The sequence below is a fragment of the Allobosea sp. GW822-FHT05A11 genome, assembly GCF_058800455.1.
On record NZ_JBXAMI010000005.1, the window covers coordinates 455,858 to 476,965 of the forward strand.

A 21,108-nucleotide genomic window follows, 5' to 3' on the forward strand; every position below is an offset into this window, starting at 1 on the left:
GACCCCGGGCATCTTTGATGCTTCTCGGGGGACGGTCCCTAAGGCTGCTGGTTCGACATGATCACCGTTCCACTGGCCGCGAACATGCCGCCGACGCCGTGGCAGACCGAGACCTTCGCGCCCTCGACCTGTGCAGGGGCGATGCCGCGCATCTGCCGGACGCTCTCCTGCAGCGCGTACATGCCGTACATGCCGGAATGCATGTAGCTGAGGCCGCCGCCATTGGTGTTGACGGGCAGCTTGCCGCCGGGCGCCGTGTTTCGCTCCCAGATGAAGCGCGCTGCCTCGCCGCGGGGCACGAAGCCGAGATCTTCCAGGCCGAAGATCGGAAGATGCGCGAAGGCGTCGTAGAACATGGCATGGTCGACATCCGCATGGGTGATGCCGGCCTCGGCGAAGGCGGTGGCGCCGGCGACACGGAAGGCGCGCGACGAGGTGAAGTCGGCCATCTGGCTGATCATCGGCGTTTCCGTGCTTTCGCCGGTTCCGAGGATGTAGACGGGCTTCTGCGGGAAGTCCTTCGCGCGATCGGCCGAAGTCAGGATCAGGGCGCCGCCGCCATCGGTGACCAGGCAGCACTGCAGGATCCGGAACGGGTAGGCGATCATCTTCGAGTTCAGGACGTCGTCGACGGTGATCGGGTCCCTGAAGCTGGCGCGCGGGTTGCGGGCTGCCCATTCGCGCTGCACGACCGCGACCATGGCCAGTTGCTCATGCGTCAGGCCGTATCTCTTCATGTAGCGCAGCACGGGAATGGTGAAGAGCGTCGGCGGTCCGCTGGGGCCATAGGGCAGCTCGAACTGCCCGGCATAGCTCTCGGGCTGCGTCGTCGGCCGCACCAGTCCGATCCGGGAACGCCCGCTTTCGCCATGGGTGATCAGCACCGTCGAGCACAGCCCGGCCGTGATCGCCGCCGCAGCATGGCGCACATGCAGCATGAAGGAGCAGCCGCCGACATAGGTGCCGTCCACCCATTTGGGCGTCAGGCCGAGATAATGCGCCACATTGGTCGGGATTTCCCCGGCACAGGCATAGCCGTCGATGTCGGAGGGCTTCAGCCCGGCATCGCGTATGGCGTTGCGCGCGGCATCGGCATGGAGCTGGATCTGCGAGGCGTCGGGGATATGTCCCATCCGCGTCGTCTCGGCGGCGCCGACGATGGCGATCGATCCGGGTCTCATCCGCGCGCCCCCACCGGGCGGAAGAGCGGCAGCGTGATCTCGTCGTCCAGCTTCTGGAAAACGACCTCCACGGCCATGTCGAGCTGCAGCGCCTCGGGCGTCTGCGGGCAGTCGACGATGTTGGACATCAGCCGTGGCCCTTCCTGCGTCTCCACCACGGCGATCGCATAGGGCGGCGCGAAGCCGGGCGCCGGGCGATGGCTGATGACGTAGCTGTAGAGCGTGCCCCGGCCGGAGGCCGCATAGACCGTGACGTCATCCGCGTTGCAATGCGGACAGAACGGGCGCGGCGGAAAATAGGAGCGCTCGCAGGCGTTGCAGCGCTGCAGCCGGAGCTCTCCTTCGCGCGTCCCCTCCCAGAAGTGCCGGGTCTCGGGGGTCGGCTTCGGCCGCGGTCGTTCGGATGGTGTCGCCATGTCGGGATGCTCATTCGTGCGAATTTATGATCGATGGCATTTATTCGAATGAATGTCCAGCCGCGCAGGCCGGATCAGGCACGCCTCTCCCATCGCGACAGAATGGTCGAGACGTCGTCCAGCGTGACAGGCGGTAGCGGGGCCGCTGGGCGGGTCCGGCTGAAGCGCGGCGCCGGCGCCGGCTGCGTGATGCCGTTGACTGCGACGAAGGCACCGCGGGCCTGCATGTGAGGGTGGTGCGGGGCTTCGGCGAGCGACAGCACCGGCGCGAAGCAGGCGTCGGTGCCTTCGAGAAGCGCGCACCATTCGGCCTGGGTCTTTTCGGCGAAGCGCGCCGCCAGGATCGCGCGCCCTTCCGGCCAGCGCGCCTTGTCATGCTGGGGCGGTAGCGTCTCGGCCTCGATCTCCAGCGCATCGATCAGGAGCGCGTAGAATTTCGGTTCGAGCGCGGCGACGCTGACCCATTTGCCGTCGCTGCATTCGTAGCAATCGTAGAAGAAGGCGCCGGAATCGAGAATGTTGGCACCGCGATCGAGCTCCCAGCGTCCGGCGGCGTAAAGGCCGTGGAACACGGCCATCATCGAACTCGCGCCTTCGGTCATGGCCGCATCGACGACCTGCCCTGCGCCGGAACGCTGCGCCTCGAGAAGCGCGCAGGCCAGACCGAATGCCAGATAGAGCGCGCCACCGCCGAAATCGCCGACGAGATTGAGCGGCGGTGTCGGCGGCTGGCCCTGCCGGCCCATCGCATGGAGGGCGCCCGTGATCGCGATGTAGTTGAGGTCATGGCCTGCCGCCTGGGCGAGCGGCCCGTCCTGGCCCCAGCCCGTCATCCGGCCGTAGACCAGGCGAGGATTGGCGGCCAGGCAGGCTTCAGGCCCGAGGCCAAGGCGTTCCATGACGCCGGGGCGCGAGCCCTCGATCAGGGCGTCGGCGCGGGCGACGAGCGTCCGGGCGGCCTTGAGGCCGGCTTCAGTCTTGAGGTCCAGCGTCACGCATTGCCGATTGCGGCGCAGCACGTCATGGGCCGGTGATTTCGGCACGCCGAGTTCGCTGCCCTGCCGCTCGATGCGGACGACGTCCGCCCCCAGATCGGCGAGCAGCATGGCACACATGGGGCCTGGCCCGATCCCGGCGAATTCTACGACTTTAATCCCGGACAGCGGTCCCAATCGTGCCTCCCGTCACCTGTCGACGCACGGGGCGCGGCATCGCCGCGCCGGCGACTTGTCTATTAATACGAACAAATATTGTCCATCCTAAAAATCTGTGTTTTGAAGGGGCGGAGCGCGCGGCCTCGATGCCGCCGCCGACGCATAAGACCGGAGGAAATGCGCGATGACCGCAAAGGGGCCCCTTTCGGGCATAACCGTCGTTGACCTGACCCGCGTCCTGGCCGGACCATACTGCACGATGATGCTCGCCGACATGGGCGCTCGGGTGATCAAGGTCGAACCACCGGGGCTCGGGGACGATTCACGCCAGTTCGGGCCCTTCATCCAGGGCCGGCCCTGCTATTTCGGCTCGGTCAACCGCGGCAAGGAATCGATCGCGCTCGATCTCAAATCCGAGGCGGACCGGGCGGTGTTCGAGAAGCTGCTGGAGCGCGCCGATATCCTGACCGAGAATTTCCGGCCCGGCGTGCTCGAAAGGCTGGGCTATGGCTGGGAGCATCTTCACGAGCGCTATCCGCGCCTGATCTATGCATCCACATCCGGGTTCGGCCATGCCGGCCCGGCGCGCGACCGCCCATCCTACGACATGGTCATCCAGGGCATGTCCGGGATGATGAGCGTGACCGGCCCGAGCGAGGGCGAACCCTGCCGCGTCGGTATCTCGATCGCGGATGTCGGCTCGGGCATCTTCACCGCTGCCGCCGTCAACGCCGCGCTGCTGCATCGCGAGCGCACCGGCGAGGCCTCGCGCGTCGATATCGCGATGTATGACTGCCTGCTGGCGATGCTGGAAAGCACGATCTCGCGCTACACCATGGCTGGCGAGGTCGGCGGACGCATGGGCTCCCGCCACCCGGCGATCATGCCGTTCGAGGCCTTCGCAACGGCGGATGGGCACATCGTGCTGGCCTGCGGCAATGACAAGATGTTCGGGCTGCTCGCCCGGGCGCTCGGCTTGCCGGAGCTGATCGAGGACGAGCGCTTCCGCCGCAACGAGCTGCGCGTCGCGAACCGGGAAATCCTCCATGAGCTGATCGAGGAGCGCTTGCGGGGAGACCGCACGGCGAACTGGCTCGCGCATTTCGACGCTGCCGGTGTTCCCGCCGGGCCGATCAATTCCATCGACGAGGCGCTGAGTCACCCCCAGGTGGCGGCACGCAACATGCTGATCTCGGTCACCGACCCGGTTCTCGGCCCGGTCCGGATCGCGGGGACGCCGCTCAAATTCTCGACTTTCGAGGATCCGCCGACGCGCCGTGTCGCGCCGGATCTCGATCAGGATCGCAGGGCCATCCTGGCGGAGCTGGGCCTCGCCTGACGCCATCTGAACAATAGGGAGAGACGCATGTCGAAACGATCGATCTTTCAGGAAGAACACGACCAGTTCCGGCGCACCGTGCGCCGCTTCGTCGAGGCCGAGATCCTGCCCCACCGGGTCGCGTGGGAGAAGGCGGGGACGGTGCCGCCGGAGGTGTGGCGCAAGGCGGGCGAGGCCGGCCTGCTCTGCTGCGACCAGCCCATCGAGCATGGCGGTGGCGGCGGAGACTTCCTCCACAACGTCATCGTCAACGAGGAGATGACCGCTGCGGGCGGATCCGGCCCGGCCTTCAGCGGCCATTCCGATATCGTCGTGCCCTATCTCAGCGTCTACGGGACGCCTGAGCAGAAGGAGCGCTGGCTGCCTGCGATGGCGCGCGGCGAGGTGATCACCGCGATCGGCATGACAGAGCCGTCGGCCGGGAGCGACCTGCAGGCGATGCGGACGAGCGCGGTCCGCGATGGCGACGATTACGTCATCAACGGCCAGAAGGTCTTCATCAGCAACGGCCATCAGGCGCATCTGCTGCTGCTGGCCTGCAAGACCGACCCGACCGCACGCGGCAAGGGCATCAGCATGGTCCTGGTCGAGACGGACCGGCCCGGCTTCACGCGCGGGCGGATGCTCGAAAAGATCGGCCGCAAGGCGCAGGATACCTCGGAGCTGTTCTTCGCGGACCTGCGGGTCCCGGTCTCCAACCTGCTCGGTCAGGAGGGGGCGGGATTCGGGATGATGATGAACCTGCTCGCGCAGGAGCGGCTGAGTTCGGCCGTGCGGGCGATGGCCGCGACGGAGCGTGCGCTGCAATCGACCGTGGACTATGTCAGCGAGCGCGAGGCGTTCGGCCGCAAGATCGCCGATTTCCAGAACACCCAGTTCCTGCTGGCGGATCTCTGGTCGGAAACCATGGTGCACCGGGTCTTCGTCGACGACTGCATCGCGCGGCATCTGCGCGGCGAATTGTCGGCGGTCGATGCCGCAGCGGCCAAGCTGAGGGCCAGCGAGCTGGAAGGCCGGGTGATCGACCAGTGCCTGCAGCTCTTCGGCGGCTGGGGCTATATGTGGGAATACCCGATCGCGCGGGCCTATGCGGATGCCCGCGTCGACCGGATCTCGGCGGGGAGCAACCATATCCTGAAGCTGATCATCGGCCGCGACCTGCTGCGGCCCGCCCGGACGTGAACGCCGCTGCCGGCCGCAGGCATCGCCTGCGGCCGGCATATGGCCCGTCTCAGATCGGGTCCCAGGAGAAGACGTCCGCCGAGCGCTCGAGCGGATAGAAGGACGATTTGAAGGCCGGTAGCATGTGCTCGGCGATCGTCTGCGGCGTCCAGCCGTCGCTCCGCTGTGCCGCCCTGATCGGCCGTGGCTGGCTGAACAGGAACAGCTCGTTCTTGCGCGAGCCGAAGATCTGCCCGTTGACGTCCTTGGCGAGATCGCTGGCGAGAAACACGGTGAGCGGCGCGATCTTGGCCGCGGTCATCGCCTTGATCCGCTCGACCCGCAGCTTCTCGGCCTCCGTTTCGGTCGGGATCGTGCCGACGAGCCGGCTCCAGGCGAAGGGCGAGACGCAGTTGGAGCGCACGTTGAAGCGCTGCATGTCCAGAGCGATCGCCTTGGAGAGGCCGATGACGCCGAGCTTGGCGGCCATGTAGTTCGCCTGGCCGAGATTGCCGACGAGGCCCGATGTCGAGGTGAAGTGCACGAAGGCGCCGCTCTGCTGCTCCTTGAAGAAGGGGCAGGCCGCCTTCGAGACGTTGAAATAGCCGTTGAGATGCACGTTGATCACCGACGACCAGTCGTCATGCGACATGCGGTGGAAGATGCGGTCGCGCAGGATGCCGGCATTGTTGATCACGGCATCGATCCTGCCGAAGCTGTCGACCGCCTGCTGAACCATGCGTTCCGCTGCTGCCGGGTCGGTGATGCTGTCCCCGTTCGCGACGGCACGACCGCCGGCCGCCTTGATCTCGGCGACGACGTCCTCTGCGGGGCCGGCGCTGCGTCCCCCGCCTTCCGCGTCGCCGCCGAGATCGTTGACCACGACCGCAGCGCCCTCCGCCGCCGCCAGAAGGGCGATCTCGCGGCCGATCCCGCGGCCGGCGCCCGTGACCAGGACGACCTTACCCTGCAAAGAATCACTCATTGTCCATCCCCGTCGCTGTCCTCTCGCGCCTGTCGCGCGGACGCACGAAGGCGCTAGCCTTCTCCCACCCGGCCGGCGCGCGCGCAAGAAAAAATTCGACTTTAATAGGAAGGGGCGTTGTCATTTCAGTCGAATGAATATTGAATGATGAGGCAGGAGCGCGCTCCCCACTCACGATAATCCGGATGACGCTGATGCCGATCGACTACGATGCCATCAAATCCTGGCGGATCGAGCCGAAGGACCACAGCTTCACCGCGCGCGACACCATGCTTTACGCGCTCGGCCTCGGCCTGGGCGGCGACGAGAGCCGGCCCGAGGATCTGAGCTTCGTCTACGAGCGCGGCTTGCAGGCCTTGCCCAGCTTCGCGGGTGTTCTCGGTTACCCCGGCTTCTGGTTGCAGGACCCTGCGACCGGGATCGACTGGAAGCGCATCCTGAACGGCGAGCAGGGACTGATCCTGCACCGGCCGCTTCCTCCGGAGGGGCGTGTCATCGGGCGCACACGGATCGAGGAGGTCGTCGACAAGGGTGCCGACAAGGGCGCCGTCATCTATACCGTGCGCGACGTGGTCGATGCCGTGACGGGCGATCTCATCGCGACGGTCACGAACTCCATCTTCGCGCGAGGAGATGGCGGCTTCGGCGGCCCTGCCACGTCCGGCATCCGGGTCCTTCCGCCGCCGCCGGAGACGCAGCCCGACCACATCGTCGACCATCCGACCATTCCGCAGGCGGCGCTGATCTACCGGCTGTCGGGCGACTACAATCCGCTTCATGCCGATCCCGCGGTGGCTCGCGCCGCGGGCTTCCCGCGCCCGATCCTGCATGGAGCGGCAACCTGGGGCATCGCAGCCTATGCGTTGCTGCGCACCCTGTGCGGGGGATCGCCAGCGCGGTTCCAGCGTTTCGACTGTCGTTTCTCCGCCCCGGTCTATCCCGGCGAGACGATCAGGACCGAGATCTGGTCCGTGAAGCCGGGTTCGGCCGCTTTCCGCTGCCGCGCGGTCGAGCGGGACATCGTGATCCTCAACAACGGGATATTCGAATTCGCCGCCGGATGAGCCGGCAGGACGTTTCCAACAACAAGGCGGGGAGGGTGAACCTCTCCGAACAGGGGAGTGATGAACATGCGTTGGACGCTTGCTCTGATCGTCGGGCTGCTGATGGGAGCGCATCCCTGTCAGCGCGCTGCAGCCCAGGCCACTATTTCCGATGATGTCGTCCGGATTGGCCTCCTCCTCGACATGTCGGGGCCGTATTCGGACTATTCCGGCGAAGGTGCGGCGACAGCGGCACGGATGGCGGTCTCTGATTTTGGCGGCACCGTGCTCGGCAAACCGGTCGAGGTGCTGGCAGCGGATCATCTGAACAAACCCGACATCGCGTCGAGCCGCGCGCGCGAATGGTTCGACAACGGGAAGGTCGATGCGATCCTCGAGACCGTCGCGACCGGCCCGGCGCTGGCGGTGCTGGAAATCGCCAAGCAGAAGAACAAGATCGTCGCCTTCAGCGGGCCGGGCGCAGTGCGGCTCACCAACGAGAGCTGCTCGCCGATCTCGATCCACTACGCGCTGGACAGCTATGCCCTGACCCGTGCGACCGTGAAGGCGCTGACGGAACGGGGCCTCGACAGCTGGCATATCCTCGCCCTCGACAGCGTCTTCGGCGCGGACCTGATCCAGGATGCCGGGGCGGCTCTCGCGGATACCGGCGGAAAGCTCGTGGGCACGACGCGTCACCCGTTGGCGACGACCGATTTCTCGTCTTTCCTGGTCGCTGCGCAAAGCTCAGGCGCGAAGGTCATCGCGCTCGCCAATGCCGGAAATGACACGGCCAACGCGCTGAAGACGGCACGCGAGTTCGGCATCGGTGTTGGCGGCAAGCAGCGCATGGCGTCGCTCTACACGCTGATCAACGACATCAACGCGATCGGTGTCGAGGGCGCGCAGGGGCTGATCTTCACCGAGGCGTTCTACTGGAACCGCAACGAGCAGACCCGCGCCTGGTCGCGCCGATTCTACGAGACGATGAAGCGGATGCCGAATGCCGAGCAGGCGGCGGTGTATTCGACGGTGCTGCATTATCTCGGCGCGGTCAAACAGGCGGGCACCGACGAAACAGGTGCTGTGATGAAGCAGATGCGCGAGCGGCCGATCAACGACATCTTCGCCACCAACGGCAGGATCCGCGAGGACGGCCGGATGGTCCACGACATGTATCTGGTCGAGGTCAAGAAGCCGTCCGAGGTGAAGGAGCCAGGGGACCTCTACAACGTCCTGGCTACGATTCCCGGTGACGAAGCCTTCCAGCCGCTGTCCCGCTCGCGCTGCCCGCTGGTCAAGAAGTAACTGCGCGATGGCGGTGGAGCCGAAGGGCATACGCCCGGTGACCCTGGGTGGCTGGATCGACAATCTGGCGCTACAGCATGGCGAAGCGCCGGCGCTGTTCGACGAGGACCGTCCGGTTTCCTACGCGCAGCTCGCGCGGCGCAGCCGGCTCCTTGCCGCCGGTCTTGCCCGGCTCGGCATCGGGCAGGGAGACCGTGTCGCGGTCTGGCTGCCGAACTGCTCGGCCTGGATCGAGACTCTGCTCGGCTGTGGTCGCCTGGGGGCGATCGTGGTGTCGCTCAACACCCGCTTCCGCGCGGCGGAGGTCGGCGACATCCTCGGCCGCTCGGGCGCGCGTGCTCTCGTCATGTCTCCCGACTTCGCGCCGATCGCCTATCGCGAGATCCTGGCGAACGTCCCGCCCGCAGAATTGGCCGCGGTGACGACGATCGTGACCTTGACGGAAGAGGCCGCGCCCGTTCTGGAGGGCCGCCGCCAGGCCAGCTATGCCTCGCTGCTGGAATGCGGTGAATGGGACGGGCCGGCGATATCGCCAGCGACAGGGTGCCTGATCCTCACCACGTCAGGCACCACGAAGAAACCGAAATTCGTGCTGCACTCCCAGCAAGGCCTGGTCACGCATGCCTTCGACGTTGCCGCCGCGCCGGGCTTCTATGGTGAACCGGGCAGCGCCGGCATGTCGATCATGCCGCTATGCGGCGCATTCGGCCTCACCCAGACGATCGGCGCGCTGGCCGGCGGCGCTCCCACGGTTCTGATGCGCAGTTTCGATCCGGAGGTCGCCGCGGCCGCGATCCGCCAGCGCGGCGTCACCAATATGGCCGGCGTCGACGATGTCTTCTATCGCCTGCTCCAGACGAGCGACGACGCCGTGCCCTTTCCGGAATTACGCTTCGTCGTATTCGGCTCCTTCAACAATTCGCCCGACGACTTCGTCCGAGCGGCCGATCAGCGCGGGCTGCTTGCGGTGGGCGCCTACGGGATGTCCGAATTTCAGGGGCTGTTCTCTCTTCAGCCCAGGGAGGCGGGGCCGGAGCGCCGTGCGCGCGGCGGCGGCCATCCGGTCTCCGCTGCGGCGATCGTCCGCGTCCGCGATCCGGACACCGGCCGCCTTCTCGCCGTCGACGAGAGCGGGGAGCTCCAGGTCGCGGCTCCGAGCATGATGCTCGGCTATTTCGGTGACCCGGAGGCGACCGCGGCCGCATTCACCGACGATGGCTTCCTGCGGACGGGCGATGCCGGCTGCCTGCGCGCGGATGGGAGCTTCGAGTTTCATGCGCGCATGAACGATGCCCTGCGCCTGGGAGGGTTCCTCGTCAGTCCGGCGGAGATCGCCGAGATGGTCGCGTCCCATCCGATGGTGAGCGAGTGCCAGGTCGTCGGAGCCCATGGTCCGGACGGATACAGGGCGGTCGCCTTCGTCATTCCGGCGGAAGGCGGCTTTGCCGAAGCCGCGGTGCAGGAGCATTGCCGGGGACGACTCGCCAAGTTCAAGCAACCCGCGCGCATCCTGGCCGTCCACACGTTTCCGGCGACGGACGGGCCGAACGGGCCGAAGGTCCAACGCAACCTGCTGCGCGCGATGGCAGAGGCCGCCCTGAAAGGGTGAAGTGCCATCGGATTTATTCATCCGAATTTTATATCGAAATCTCCGCGCGGGCAGTTGCTTCGCCTGCGGGTGCGCTATATCAATCGAATGAATAAAACTGGAAAGCGGGAATGCTTGGAGCAATTCTGTCGGGGCTGAAGGTCGTCGACCTCACGCAAAATGTGGCCGGGCCGTTCTGCACCCAGGTTCTCGGCGACATGGGCGCGACGGTGATCAAGGTGGAGCGTCCCGGACGCGGCGACGACACGCGTGACTGGCCGCCGCGACATGGGGACCAGTCGGCGACGTTCCTCGCCCTCAACCGGAACAAGAGCAGCATCTGCCTGGATCTGGACCACCCCGAGGGGTTGGCCGTGCTCAAGCGCCTCGCTGCCGATGCCGACGTCATCATCCACTCGATGAAGCCCGGCAGCGCCGAAGGCCGCGGATTGGGCCATGCCGATCTCGCTGCAGGCAATCCGCGCCTGATCTACTGTGCCATCAGCGCCTTCGGGCAAGCCGGGCCGCTGGCTGCCCTGCCGGGTTACGATCCGCTGATGCAAGCCTTCACGGGCATCATGAGCACGACCGGCAACGAGGGCGACGCGCCGGTGCGCGTGGCCGTCTCGCTGATCGATCTCGGCACCGGGATGTGGGCCGCGCTGGGTGTTCTGGCCGGCGTCATCGAGCGCGGCCGGAGCGGGCGTGGGATGCTCGTGGAAGCGAGCCTGCTCGACACCGGCATCGGCTGGATGAGCGTATTCGTCGCGACCTATCTCGCGACCGGAGCGCTGCCGCAAAAGCTCGGGTCCGGCATGGCGATGGCCGCTCCCTATCAGCTCTTCCCGGCGCGCGACGGCCATGTGTTCATCGCGGCCGGAAACGATGGGCTGTTCGAGCGCGTCTGCGGTGGGCTGGATTGCCGCGAACTCGTGGCGGATAGGCGTTTCGCCACCAACACCGCGCGTGTCGCCAACCGCGAAGCGCTCGTCGCCGCGATCAGCGCGGTCACGCAGCAATTGCCGGCAGCCGAAATCGTCTCGCGGCTGCGTGCAGCGGGGGCTCCATGCAGCGAGCTCAATTCGGTGGCGCAGATGCTCGCGCATCCGCAGGTCGAGGCGGCGGGGATCATCGCCGATCTGCCGGCGGCTGAGCGCGAGAGCCATCGCATCGTCGCCTTGCCCCTCAAGCTGGCAGGAAGCCGTTCGGCCAGGCTCGAGCCGCCGCCCGCGCTCGGCGCCGACACGGCGTCCCTGCTCTCGGGCCTTGGCTACGCAACCGACGAAATCGACCGCCTTCGCCTCGCCGGGGCGGTTGGATAAAGCAGCCTCTTCCAGGACAGAGCACCATGGATTTCGACTACACGGAAACCCAGCAACAGATCCGGGCGGCGGTCCGCAAGCTCTGCGCCGAGTTCGGCGTCGATTACTGGCGCAAATGCGACGAGGCCGGCGAATACCCGGAAGACTTCGTCCAGGCGATGACCAGAGCAGGCTGGCTTTCGGCCCTGATCCCGGAGGAGTATGGCGGTTCCGGGCTCGGCCTGATGGAAGGCTGCATCATCCTCGAGGAAATCAATCGTTCGGGGGGCAACGGTGCCGCCTGCCACGCGCAGATGTACACGATGGCCTCGGTGCTGAACCATGGCAGCGAGGAGCAGAAGCGCCGCTATCTCCCGCGCATTGCCGACGGTTCATTGCGGCTGCAGGCCTTCGGCGTCACCGAGCCGGATGCCGGTTCCAACACGCTCAGGGTCAAGACCTTCGCGAAGCGCCGCCCGGGCGGCTATGTGATCAACGGCCAGAAGATCTGGACCTCGCGCTACATGCAGTCGCACATGTATCTGCTGATCGTCCGGACGACGCCGTTCGAGGAGGTGAGCCGCAAGACGGACGGCCTCTCGCTCTTCCTCATCGACATCGAGAAGGCGGGCAAGGCCCTGCACGCCCGGCCGATCCGGACCATGCTGAACCACCACACCAACGAGGTCTTCATCGACAATCTCGAGGTGGGGGAGGAGGATCGGATCGGCGAGGAAGGCCGCGGCTTCCATTATCTCGTGGACTCGCTGAACTCCGAGCGCCTTCTGGTTGCGAGCGAGTCGATCGGGGACGGCCGCTGGTTCACCGCCGAGGCCTCGCGATACGCCAGCGACCGGCAGGTCTTCGATCGGCCGATCGGCCAGAACCAGGGTATCCAGTTCCCGATCTCGCGGGCACATATGAACATCGAGGCGGCCGAGCTGATGCGCAACCGGGCTGCCGCCCTGTTCGACCGCAAGCTGCCCTGCGCGAACGAGACGAGCATGGCCAAGTTCCTCGCCAGCGAAGCCGCCTGGGAGGCGGCCGAGGCGTGCATGACGACGTTCGGCGGCTATGGCGTCGCGAGCGAATATCACGTCGAGCGCAAATGGAAGGAGGCGCGGCTGTTCCGCACGGCGCCGCTCTCCAACAATTTGATCCTTGCCCAGGTCGCCCAGCACGCGCTCGGCATGCCCCGTTCCTACTGAACCGAAACGAGGACAGGATGACAGCCTTGCAGCCTCTGAAGAGCCTTTCGCCGGCTCCGGGTCCCACGGAACGCCTCGCGGCGTTCATCGTCGAGGCCCGGGTGCCGGACGAGGTCCTGAGCCTGGCCACACGCGTGGTCGTCGATACGCTCGCCGTGACCGTGGCAGGTGGCGCCGAGGAACCGGTGCGGCGGCTGGCCGCTTCTCTCGAGCCCTGGCCGGGCGCGGTGCCCAGCTTCTGGGGACCGGAAGCTTTCCGCAGCGACGATGCCGCGCTTCTGACCGGCATGGCGAGCCATGTGCTCGATTATGACGACGTCTCGATGCTGAGCGTCTGCCATCCGACGGCACCCGTGCTGTCGGCCTTGCTGCCCCTGCTGGACAAGCGCAAGGTCACGGGGGCGGAACTGCTCGGCGCGGTGGCGATCGGCACCGAGGTGCTGATCCGTCTCGGGCAGAGCATGGGCTTTCGGCATTATGCGCTCGGCTTCCACGCAACGGGCACGCTGGGAGCGGTCGGTGCCGCCGCCGCGGTCGCGCGGCTCCTGCATCTCGATCTCGGCACCACCCGGCGGGCGCTGGCCATCGCGGCCAGCATGGCCAGTGGCCTGCGAAAGAATTTCGGCTCGATGGTGAAGTCGCTTCATGTCGGGCTGGCGGCCTCGAATGGGCTCAAGGCCGTACGGCTCGCGCAGGGCGGCATCGATGCGGCTTCCGAGGTCTTCGAGGCCGACGGCTATCTCAAGGCCTTCTCCGGCGGCGAGACCGATCGCTGGCCGCCGAATGTCGTGCTCGGCGCGCCGTTCGCGCTGAGCGAACCCGGCTTCGAGCAGAAGCGGTATCCGTGCTGCTACATGCTGCACCGGATGATCGAGGGCACCCTCGGTCTGCGCCGCGATACAGGCATCGATCTCGCTGCGGTGAAGCATGTTCGCGTCGACATGCCTGCAGGCGGCACCAAACCCCTGATCCACCCGTTCCCCCGCACGGGGCTGAATGCCCTCTTCAGCGGCCCCTATGCGGTTGCCGCCAGCCTGGCCGACGGCCGGATCGATCTGGCGAGCTTCACCGACGAGGCTGTTCTTCGGCCGGACCTGCAGGCACGGCTCGCCGATATCCAGCTGGTCGAGGCGTCGGGCGAATCGAGCCGGGGCAGCGAGGTCGGCAGCGCGCCCGTCACAGTGACCGTGACCCTGAAGGATGGCGGTTCCGTCGCGAGGACGGTGACGCGCGCGCCGGGTTCGCCGGAGGATCCGATGACGGAGCAGCAACTCGCGGCCAAATGGACGGATTGCTTGCGGCGCGTGCAGCCGGGGCTCGGCGCCGATACGACGCTCAACTTGTTCGGGGAGGGGCTGGCTATCGGCACGTCGCCGGATGTCGGCGCCTGGATCACGCGGTTGCGCCTGGCGCTCGGCAGGAGCGCGGCATGAACGCCTCCGTCGCGCCTCCAGCCTTTGAGACGCTCCGGATCTCCGCGCCGGCCGAGCATATCGCCCTGGTGACGCTTGCGCGTCCGCAGGCCATGAATGCGCTGAATACGCAGATGGGTCGCGATCTGGTGACCTTCTTCGAGGCGGTCGCGCTCGATGCGGCGGGGTTGCGCTGCATCGTGCTGACCGGCGAGGGGGAGCGCGCTTTCTGTGCCGGCGGTGACCTCAAGGAACGGCGCGGCATGAGCGATGAGGCGTGGCAGCGCCAGCATGTCGTGTTCGAGCGGATGGTGCGTGCCCTGCTCGATTGCCCGGTCCCCGTGATCGGCGCGGTCAACGGGGCGGCCTATGGCGGCGGCTGCGAGATCGCCGCCTGCTGCGACTTTCTCTACGCCGCCGAACACGCCCGTTTCGCCCAGAGCGAGGTGACGCTCGGCATCATGCCCGGCGGCGGAGGAACCCAGACGATTGCCCGCGCCGTCGGCGAGCGGCGGGCGAAGGAACTCATCCTGACAGGCCAGCCCTTCTCGGCGAGCGAAGCGGCGCAATGGGGCCTGGTCAATGCGGTCCTGCCCCAGGGCGAGCTCCTTCCGGCGGCGCTCGCGACCGCGATCACCATCGCCAATAACGCGCCGATCTCCGTGCGGCAGGCGAAGCAGTCGATCCACCGCGGCCTGCAGATGGCCCTGCGCGACGGCCTCACCTTCGAGATCGAAGCCTATGCCCGGATGGTCCCGACGCAGGACCGCCACGAGGGCGTGACGGCGTTCAACGAAAAGCGCCCGCCGCGCTTCATCGGGAAATAGGTGGATGATGGCGGAACGCGTGCTGTTGAGGGAGGTCGGGCTGCGCGACGGGCTGCAACTCGTCTCGACCGTTCTCGACACGGAGAAGAAGCTCGACTGGTGCCGCGGCGCGGTCGCTGCCGGTCTTGCCGAGATCGAGGCCACGTCCTTCGTGCCGGCACATGTCATCCCGCAGTTCGCGGATGCCGATGCCGTCGCAGCGGGGATTGCCGGGATCCGGGGCGCGCAGGTCTCCGCCCTCGTCGTGAACCTGAAGGGAGCAAGGCGCGCCTTCGCCGCCGGGCTGACGAAGGTCAACTATGTGGTCTCCGCCAGCGAGGCCCACAGCCTTGCCAATGCGCGCCGCTCGACCGATGCGGCGCTGGACGAGTTCGATCTCATCGTCGCCGAGCGCGCGGCTCAAGGATTGTCCGATCGGGTCGCATTGGGCTGCGGCGTGGCGACCAGTTTCGGCTGCACGCTGCAAGGGGAAGTCGCCGAGGCACGCGTGCTCGCGATTGTCGGGCGACTGGCGCGCGCCGGAGCGGACGAGATCATGCTGGCGGATACCGTCGGCTATGGCGATCCGGCGCGCGTCCGCCGCCTGTTCGAGGCGGCCACGGGTCTTGTCGGGTCGCTGCCGCTCGCCGCGCATTTCCATGATACGCGCGGCCTCGGGCTGGCCAATGTCGGCGCCGCGCTTTCGGCCGGGGTCCGCCGCTTCGATGCCTCGCTCGGGGGGCTGGGCGGCTGCCCCTTCGCCCCCGGCGCGACCGGCAACATCAACACGGAAGACTGCGCCTTCATGCTCGAGGCGATGGGCTTCGCCACCGGCATCGACCTGGCTGCGTTGCTGCGCTTGCGGGAGTGCGTCGAAACCTGGCTTCCGGAAGAGCGCTTCACCGGCGCGCTCGCCCGCGCCGGCCTGCCGAAAGGCTTTTCTCCCGCCGTCTGACGTTGGCGGAGCGCAATCAGGCGCTCCACGTGGCGATGGCGCCCCCCGCATCGAAGGGGCTTGGGATGCCCCTGTCAGCCTGCGGCGCTCGCAGCCTTGTCGTTGCGATCACGGCCCCGGATACGGTCGCGCGCCTGCTGCCATTGCTCATCGGTCCAGGGCAGGTAGTTCGTGAAATAGGCGCCGTTCGCGAGGCCATGCGCACCATCGACGGCAATCGTCTCACCGCTGAGCCATTCGCAGCCCGGCGCCATCAGGAAGGTGGCCAGGGTGGTGAGCTCGGGCTTCTGTCCAAGGCGGCCCATCGGATTGACGGAGCGTTCATAGTCATGCGGGTTGTCGGTCGGACGCAGGCGGGCCGAGGCGCCCTCCGTCGGAAAGATACCCGGCGAGATGGCATTGAGCCTGATGCCGTAGCGCCCCCATTCGATGGCGAGCGACCGCGTCATCGCCTCGATGCCGGCCTTCGACATGGCCGAGGGCACGACGAAGGGTGCGCCGGTCCGCGTGAACGTCGCCAGGATCGAGAGCACCGAGCCCTTTCGCTGTTCGGCTATCCAGCGCTGCCCGATCGCATTGGTGACGTAGAAGGTGCCGCGCAGGACGATATCGGAGATCGCGTTGAAGCCGTTCGCCGTCAGGTCCTCCGTGCGGCTGATGAAGTTGCCGGCCGCGTTGTTGACCAGCCCGGTCAGCGGGCCGTGGTCGAGCCAGGCCCGGTCGACCATCGCCCGCACGGATTCAGGCGAGCGGATATCGCACTCATAGGCATCGACCGCAGCGCCGGTCTCGCGGGCGATCGCCTCGGCCGTCTCCCGGACGACCGTCTCCCTGCGCCCGCAGATCGCCACGCGCGCGCCGTAGCCGGCGAAGCGATGCGCCATTTCCCGGCCGAGTCCGGTGCCGCCTCCCGTCACGAGGATGTGCTGGCCCTTCAAGACGTCGTCCCTGAACATTCGCCTCTCCCATCTCGATTCGAGCAAGCATCGTCGCGCGGCCTCTAGCCGGGGGCGATCTCACTCGCTATTAAATTCGAACTTATTATCAAAAGGAAGAGGCTGATGTTGGAAACTGCCCGCGACGGCACGACCATGGTCCTGACCCTGAACAATCCTGCAAAGCGAAACGCCCTCTCCGCGCCGCTGCGGGAAGGGCTGCTGGAAGCTTTTCTCAGGCTCGAGAGGGATCGCGATCTGCGTGCGGCGGTCATCATCGGCGCCGGCGGGAATTTCTGCTCGGGCGGAGACATCGACTCGATGAATCAATCGACGGATCTGGCCGCCGGTCGCGAGCGCTTTCGCGGCGTGCACGAGCTGACGCGGCTGATGATCCGGGGCTCGAAGCCGGTGATTGCAGCGGTGGAGGGCTGGGCGGTCGGGGCCGGGCTGGGTCTCGCGCTCGTGGCGGACACGGTGATCGCCACGCCCGGCGCACGCTTCCGGGCGGGGTTTCCGCAGATCGGACTGATCGCGGATTTCGGCCTGCTGCATACCCTGCCGGCCCGCATCGGGCCCGCAAGGGCGCGCCAGTTCCTGCTGTATGACGAGGTGGTCGATGCCGAGCGCGCCGGCCGCATCGGATTGACCGACGAAACGGTGGCTTCGGGCGAGCTGCTCGAACGGGCGTTGGCGCTTGCCGGCCGTTTCAGCCAACTGGCTCCCCTGGCGACGGCGCAGACCCGGGCTGCCCTGGCCCGGGGGCTCGACCAGGTGCTGGACTGGGAACGCGACACCCAGGCGGCCTTGCTGCAAACGGCCGATCACGCGGAAGGGCGAACCGCTTTCCTCGAAAGACGAAAACCGAATTTCACCGGACGATGAGGCCGCGCCGAACCGTTTTCAGATCCGCTGGCGGATGACGCTCCTGACCGAGTAGCGCGTCGCCGGATAGAGATTGTAGGACAATTCGAATGTCTGCCCGTTATTGGCGACATAGCGCCGCTTCACGGCCAGGGCTGCGGTTTCGGTACCGGCGTGCAGCAGATCGGCCATCGCCGCCGGCATGGTCGTCGCCGATACCTCCTGCTCGACATAGTCGAGCTTGAGACCCTGCTCATCCATGATGACTTCGTAGATCGCCCTGTCTCCCTGCTGGATGGTTTCGAGGGCCGGGGCCAGCTTCTCGGGCACGAAAACCTCCGACCAGCATAGGGGCTGCTGGTCGTTGCGTGTCGATCGCACGCCCGCAACCCGCAACCATCTGCCTTCCCGAAGTCCGGAGAAGGATTCGAACGATTTCGCCACGCTGGAGGCGAAGCCGTAATGGCGCACGTCGAGCTGGGTGCTCTGGGCGAAATCGAACAGCCCTTTGAGGTCGCGCAGCGAATGCACATAGGGCGCGACCGGCCGCTGGGCCAGCACCGTCGTGCCCGTCTTGCGCCGGCGCCCGAGGATGCCCTGCTCAGCGAGCAGCTTCAGAGCTTCACGGATGGTGTGGCGACCCACGCCGAACCGCTCCTGCAGTTCGGGCTCCGTCGGGAAGCGGCTGCCTACAGGGTAGGTCCCCCCGCCGATTTCGTCGCGCAGCAGATCCGCAAGGACCGCATGTCCGCCGGTGGTCCTGGTGCCCTCAGACATGTCTTGCTTCTTCTCGCACGCAAAATCCCCGCTCGCTCCGTGAAATAACTTGCTCCGGCGCCGAATCATAGCCCCCGGAACGAACTGCACACTGTTCTTCGAATGAAATGGCAGGGGCTATCCCGGTCGACGTGCAGCCGGCCACGGCAAGGCAGCGTCGATCGAACGTCGAGGGCATTCCAGGTGCCCGGAGATGCCCGTGCGCTTCCTCTGGCCGCCGTCGGGAAATCGTTGCGGTTTCGCCGCTTTCGGGTTGACGTCCGGAAGCCCGGCATTATCATTCGAATAAAATAATGAATGGCGATGACGCCTGAGAAATTCGGGGAGGAGAATGCGATGGATCGTCGCGAATGCATCATCGGGCTTGCCGTCGTCGGCCTCTCCGCGACGCAGGCCTTCGGGAGCACGTTTCCGACCCGGTCCCCGATCCTGTCCAATGGCTATCCTGCCGGCGGCTCGACGGATGTCGCCTCGCGATTGATCATCGAGGGTATGGCAAAGGAGCTGGACGGATACCGAATGGTCGTCGAAAACCGGCCGGGCGCCAGCGGAACCGTCGCGGCGACATGGCTGACGCGCCAGCAGCCGGACGGCTATAGCCTGCTTCTGTCGGAATCATCCTCGTTCGCGATCTGGCCGGCGATGCATGAGACCGGTGTCAAATATGATCCGGTCCAGGATTTCGACTGGATTGCGACCGTCTGCACGGCTCCCATGGTCCTGATCGTTTCGCCGAACTTTCCGGCGAAGACAGTGAAAGAGGCCATCGAGCTTCTCCGTACGCCGGCATCCGCGGAGCTGAATTATTCCAGCTCGGGCGTCGGCTCGATCCCTCATATCGGCGCCGAATTGCTGCGAACTCTTGCCGGCCCCGCCAACCAGTCGCGCCATGTACCGTATCGTGGTGGTGCGCCGGCGGTGCTGAGCGTGTCGACCGGCGAGACGGCCTGGGGCGTGGCCTCGCGGGGGTCGGCGACGGGACTTCTGAACGGCGGTGCCCTGAGGGGGCTTGCCGTGACGAGCCCTAACCGGTTTCCGCTGTTCCCGGACATCCCGACTTTCAGGGAGCTCGGGATGCCGGAGATGGAGTTGAACATCTACTACCTGATCCAGGGGCCGGCGCGCCTGCCGCCCGAGGTGCTGGCCAAGCTGAACAAGGCCGGAGCCGCCTCGCTGAACCAGCCGGTCACGCGGGAACGGTTCCTCAAAGCCGGGATGCAGGCGTGGGACGGCCCCAACACTCCCGAAAGCACCCGCGAGATCGTCATGGCGGAAAATGCAAGGTTTCGCTCGATCAGCCAGCGCACCGGCTTGAAGATCGTCACCTGAAGCGCGGCACATGCACTTTGATCGAGCCCTCAACGGAACTTCACGATGACGCCGGCAATCATCCTCAGAAGCCATGGAGGGCCGGACCAGCTGAAGCTGGAGCAGGTCGACCTGCCGAATCCCGGCTCTGGCGAATTGCGGATCAGACAGAGCGCCATAGGCGTCAATTTTCACGACGTGTATGTTCGCTCGGGTCTGTATCGCACGCTCGCGCTACCCGGCATTCTGGGCATTGAGGCGAGCGGCATCGTTGAGAAAACCGGCCAAGGTGTCAGGGATTTCCGCCCCGGCGACAGGGTTTGCTATGTCACGGGCAGTTACGGAGCTTATGCCGCGCATCGAAACCTGCCCGAGAACCTTGCGCTCAAGCTGCCTGACGCCATCGATGATGAGATCGCTGCCGCGACGATCCTGAAGGGGCTGACTGCCTGCATGTTGCTTCGCAGGGAGTATGCGGTCGGTCCGGGGGATCATATTCTCGTGCATGCTGCTGCCGGGGGCGTCGGCCAGCTGCTTTGCCGCTGGGCCGATCACCTTGGTGCCGTCGTCATCGGAACGGTCGGAGATCCGCGCAAGGAAGCGGTCGCGCGTGCGGCGGGGGCTGCGCATGTGTTCTCGAGCTCCGATCAGGAGCTGGTCGGCAAGGTGATGGACATCACCAAGGGCGAGGGCGTCGCCGTGGCCTACGACTCGGTCGGGCGCGACAGTTTCCAGTCCTCGCTGTCCGCGCTGGCGTATTTCGGGAAGCTGGTGAATTTCGGGCAGAGTTCCGGCCCGGTACCGCCGTTCGAGGTTTCGCAACTCGCCGCGCGCTCCAATTCACTATCCCGGCCGATCATCTTTCATCACCTGCGCAACCCGTCCGCGTTGAGGGAGATGGCGGCCGAAGTCTTTGCGCTGATCGGCGAAGGCATTCTCAAGGCGGATATCGGCTTGCGCCTCCCACTGGCGGAAGCCGCCGAGGCGCATGCCAGGCTGGAGGGGCGGCGCACCGTCGGCTCCACCATCCTGTTGCCGTAGGTCCCGTCGCACCGTGCCTGGATTTTCATTGAACCGCGTCATCATCGACGTTGTCACGTCGGATCTCGGAGATTCCATAAGCCGCGTGCTCGCGGACGTTCAGCGCTTCGGCTGGGCGTTGAACGAGATCGCGGCTTCCGCTTCGTCGGCAGACACTGCCGAGTTCAAGCTGGCTGTGTCGGCCCCTTCAGATATCCAGCTGGCTCATATCGAAGACCGGCTGGCGCGGCATCCAACGATCGCCACCGTGCAGGCGCGATGGGCTTCCGGCTGAACAGCCTGGGCTTTTTGGGATGCTCTCACCCACAAACCGGGATTTGTGCCTG

The 21,108-nt window shown here is 66.3% G+C and carries 20 protein-coding genes; 14 read left to right on the forward strand and 6 right to left on the reverse strand.

Features of this window, described 5'->3' with window-relative positions; translation table 11 throughout:
- Positions 1-38 precede the first annotated feature (38 nt).
- From AC1RLU_RS19170 to AC1RLU_RS19180, 3 genes are all read right to left on the reverse strand, one after another.
- Entirely contained in the window at positions 39-1,181 is a 1,143-nt protein-coding gene (locus AC1RLU_RS19170; protein WP_061966139.1) for a thiolase C-terminal domain-containing protein, read from the reverse strand.
- Entirely contained in the window at positions 1,178-1,597 is a 420-nt protein-coding gene (locus AC1RLU_RS19175) for a Zn-ribbon domain-containing OB-fold protein (protein WP_492797505.1), read from the reverse strand. Before AC1RLU_RS19175 ends, AC1RLU_RS19170 begins: the two co-directional genes overlap by 4 nt.
- A gap of 74 nt (positions 1,598-1,671) precedes the next feature.
- The gene (locus AC1RLU_RS19180) at positions 1,672-2,769 is read right to left on the reverse strand and encodes a CaiB/BaiF CoA transferase family protein (protein WP_492797507.1); all 1,098 of its coding nucleotides are present in this window, start codon (positions 2,767-2,769) and stop codon (positions 1,672-1,674) included.
- 166 nt (positions 2,770-2,935) lie between these two features.
- Here AC1RLU_RS19180 and AC1RLU_RS19185 point away from each other — a divergent pair, with 166 nt between their 5' ends.
- Positions 2,936-4,090: a CaiB/BaiF CoA transferase family protein gene (locus tag AC1RLU_RS19185; protein ID WP_492797509.1), complete on the forward strand. Its 1,155-nt coding sequence runs from the start codon at positions 2,936-2,938 to the stop codon at positions 4,088-4,090.
- A gap of 27 nt (positions 4,091-4,117) precedes the next feature.
- Positions 4,118-5,272 carry an acyl-CoA dehydrogenase family protein gene (locus tag AC1RLU_RS19190; RefSeq protein WP_492797511.1) on the forward strand — a complete coding sequence of 385 codons (1,155 nt, stop codon included), beginning with the start codon at positions 4,118-4,120 and terminating at the stop codon, positions 5,270-5,272.
- A 49-nt stretch (positions 5,273-5,321) separates the two neighbouring features.
- Here the strand turns inward: AC1RLU_RS19190 and AC1RLU_RS19195 are convergent, their stop codons facing one another.
- Entirely contained in the window at positions 5,322-6,236 is a 915-nt protein-coding gene (locus tag AC1RLU_RS19195; RefSeq protein ID WP_142113895.1) for an SDR family NAD(P)-dependent oxidoreductase, read from the reverse strand.
- Between the two features lie 185 nt (positions 6,237-6,421).
- Between AC1RLU_RS19195 and AC1RLU_RS19200 the strand changes: the two genes are divergently transcribed.
- The 8 genes from AC1RLU_RS19200 (at position 6,422) to AC1RLU_RS19235 (ending at position 15,857) form a co-directional block, all read left to right on the forward strand.
- Positions 6,422-7,300, forward strand: a complete 879-nt coding sequence (locus tag AC1RLU_RS19200) for a MaoC family dehydratase (RefSeq protein WP_492797514.1) — start codon at positions 6,422-6,424, stop codon at positions 7,298-7,300.
- A gap of 66 nt (positions 7,301-7,366) precedes the next feature.
- Positions 7,367-8,587 carry an ABC transporter substrate-binding protein gene (locus AC1RLU_RS19205; RefSeq protein ID WP_492797515.1) on the forward strand — a complete coding sequence of 407 codons (1,221 nt, stop codon included), beginning with the start codon at positions 7,367-7,369 and terminating at the stop codon, positions 8,585-8,587.
- A gap of 7 nt (positions 8,588-8,594) precedes the next feature.
- Complete coding sequence (locus AC1RLU_RS19210; protein ID WP_492797517.1) at positions 8,595-10,196, forward strand: AMP-binding protein; 1,602 nt, start codon at positions 8,595-8,597, stop codon at positions 10,194-10,196.
- Between the two features lie 110 nt (positions 10,197-10,306).
- Complete coding sequence (locus AC1RLU_RS19215) at positions 10,307-11,497, forward strand: CaiB/BaiF CoA transferase family protein (protein ID WP_492797519.1); 1,191 nt, start codon at positions 10,307-10,309, stop codon at positions 11,495-11,497.
- Between the two features lie 26 nt (positions 11,498-11,523).
- Positions 11,524-12,684: an acyl-CoA dehydrogenase family protein gene (locus tag AC1RLU_RS19220; RefSeq protein ID WP_492797521.1), complete on the forward strand. Its 1,161-nt coding sequence runs from the start codon at positions 11,524-11,526 to the stop codon at positions 12,682-12,684.
- 17 nt (positions 12,685-12,701) lie between these two features.
- Positions 12,702-14,117, forward strand: a complete 1,416-nt coding sequence (locus tag AC1RLU_RS19225; RefSeq protein ID WP_492797523.1) for an MmgE/PrpD family protein — start codon at positions 12,702-12,704, stop codon at positions 14,115-14,117.
- Positions 14,114-14,923, forward strand: coding sequence for an enoyl-CoA hydratase/isomerase family protein (locus AC1RLU_RS19230; protein WP_492797525.1), 810 nt, complete (start codon positions 14,114-14,116; stop codon positions 14,921-14,923). The genes AC1RLU_RS19225 and AC1RLU_RS19230 overlap by 4 nt, the downstream gene beginning before the upstream one ends.
- Before the next feature lie 4 nt (positions 14,924-14,927).
- Positions 14,928-15,857, forward strand: coding sequence for a hydroxymethylglutaryl-CoA lyase (locus AC1RLU_RS19235; protein WP_492797526.1), 930 nt, complete (start codon positions 14,928-14,930; stop codon positions 15,855-15,857).
- A gap of 74 nt (positions 15,858-15,931) precedes the next feature.
- Here AC1RLU_RS19235 and AC1RLU_RS19240 read toward each other — a convergent pair whose 3' ends face one another.
- Positions 15,932-16,813 carry an SDR family oxidoreductase gene (locus AC1RLU_RS19240; protein WP_492797528.1) on the reverse strand — a complete coding sequence of 294 codons (882 nt, stop codon included), beginning with the start codon at positions 16,811-16,813 and terminating at the stop codon, positions 15,932-15,934.
- Between the two features lie 135 nt (positions 16,814-16,948).
- Between AC1RLU_RS19240 and AC1RLU_RS19245 the strand changes: the two genes are divergently transcribed.
- Positions 16,949-17,677: an enoyl-CoA hydratase/isomerase family protein gene (locus tag AC1RLU_RS19245; protein ID WP_492797530.1), complete on the forward strand. Its 729-nt coding sequence runs from the start codon at positions 16,949-16,951 to the stop codon at positions 17,675-17,677.
- An 18-nt stretch (positions 17,678-17,695) separates the two neighbouring features.
- Here the strand turns inward: AC1RLU_RS19245 and AC1RLU_RS19250 are convergent, their stop codons facing one another.
- Positions 17,696-18,433 carry a GntR family transcriptional regulator gene (locus AC1RLU_RS19250; RefSeq protein WP_061966112.1) on the reverse strand — a complete coding sequence of 246 codons (738 nt, stop codon included), beginning with the start codon at positions 18,431-18,433 and terminating at the stop codon, positions 17,696-17,698.
- 336 nt (positions 18,434-18,769) lie between these two features.
- Here AC1RLU_RS19250 and AC1RLU_RS19255 point away from each other — a divergent pair, with 336 nt between their 5' ends.
- The 3 genes from AC1RLU_RS19255 to AC1RLU_RS19265 are packed head-to-tail and all read left to right on the forward strand — an operon-like array spanning position 18,770 to position 21,056.
- Positions 18,770-19,762 (forward strand): Bug family tripartite tricarboxylate transporter substrate binding protein, encoded by a 993-nt coding sequence (locus AC1RLU_RS19255; RefSeq protein ID WP_492797531.1) that lies wholly within the window; start codon positions 18,770-18,772, stop codon positions 19,760-19,762.
- 45 nt (positions 19,763-19,807) lie between these two features.
- A complete protein-coding gene (locus AC1RLU_RS19260) occupies positions 19,808-20,782 on the forward strand; it encodes a quinone oxidoreductase family protein (RefSeq protein WP_492797532.1) in 975 nt (324 codons plus the stop codon).
- A gap of 28 nt (positions 20,783-20,810) precedes the next feature.
- Entirely contained in the window at positions 20,811-21,056 is a 246-nt protein-coding gene (locus AC1RLU_RS19265; RefSeq protein WP_492797534.1) for a hypothetical protein, read from the forward strand.
- Positions 21,057-21,108: the final 52 nt, after the last annotated feature.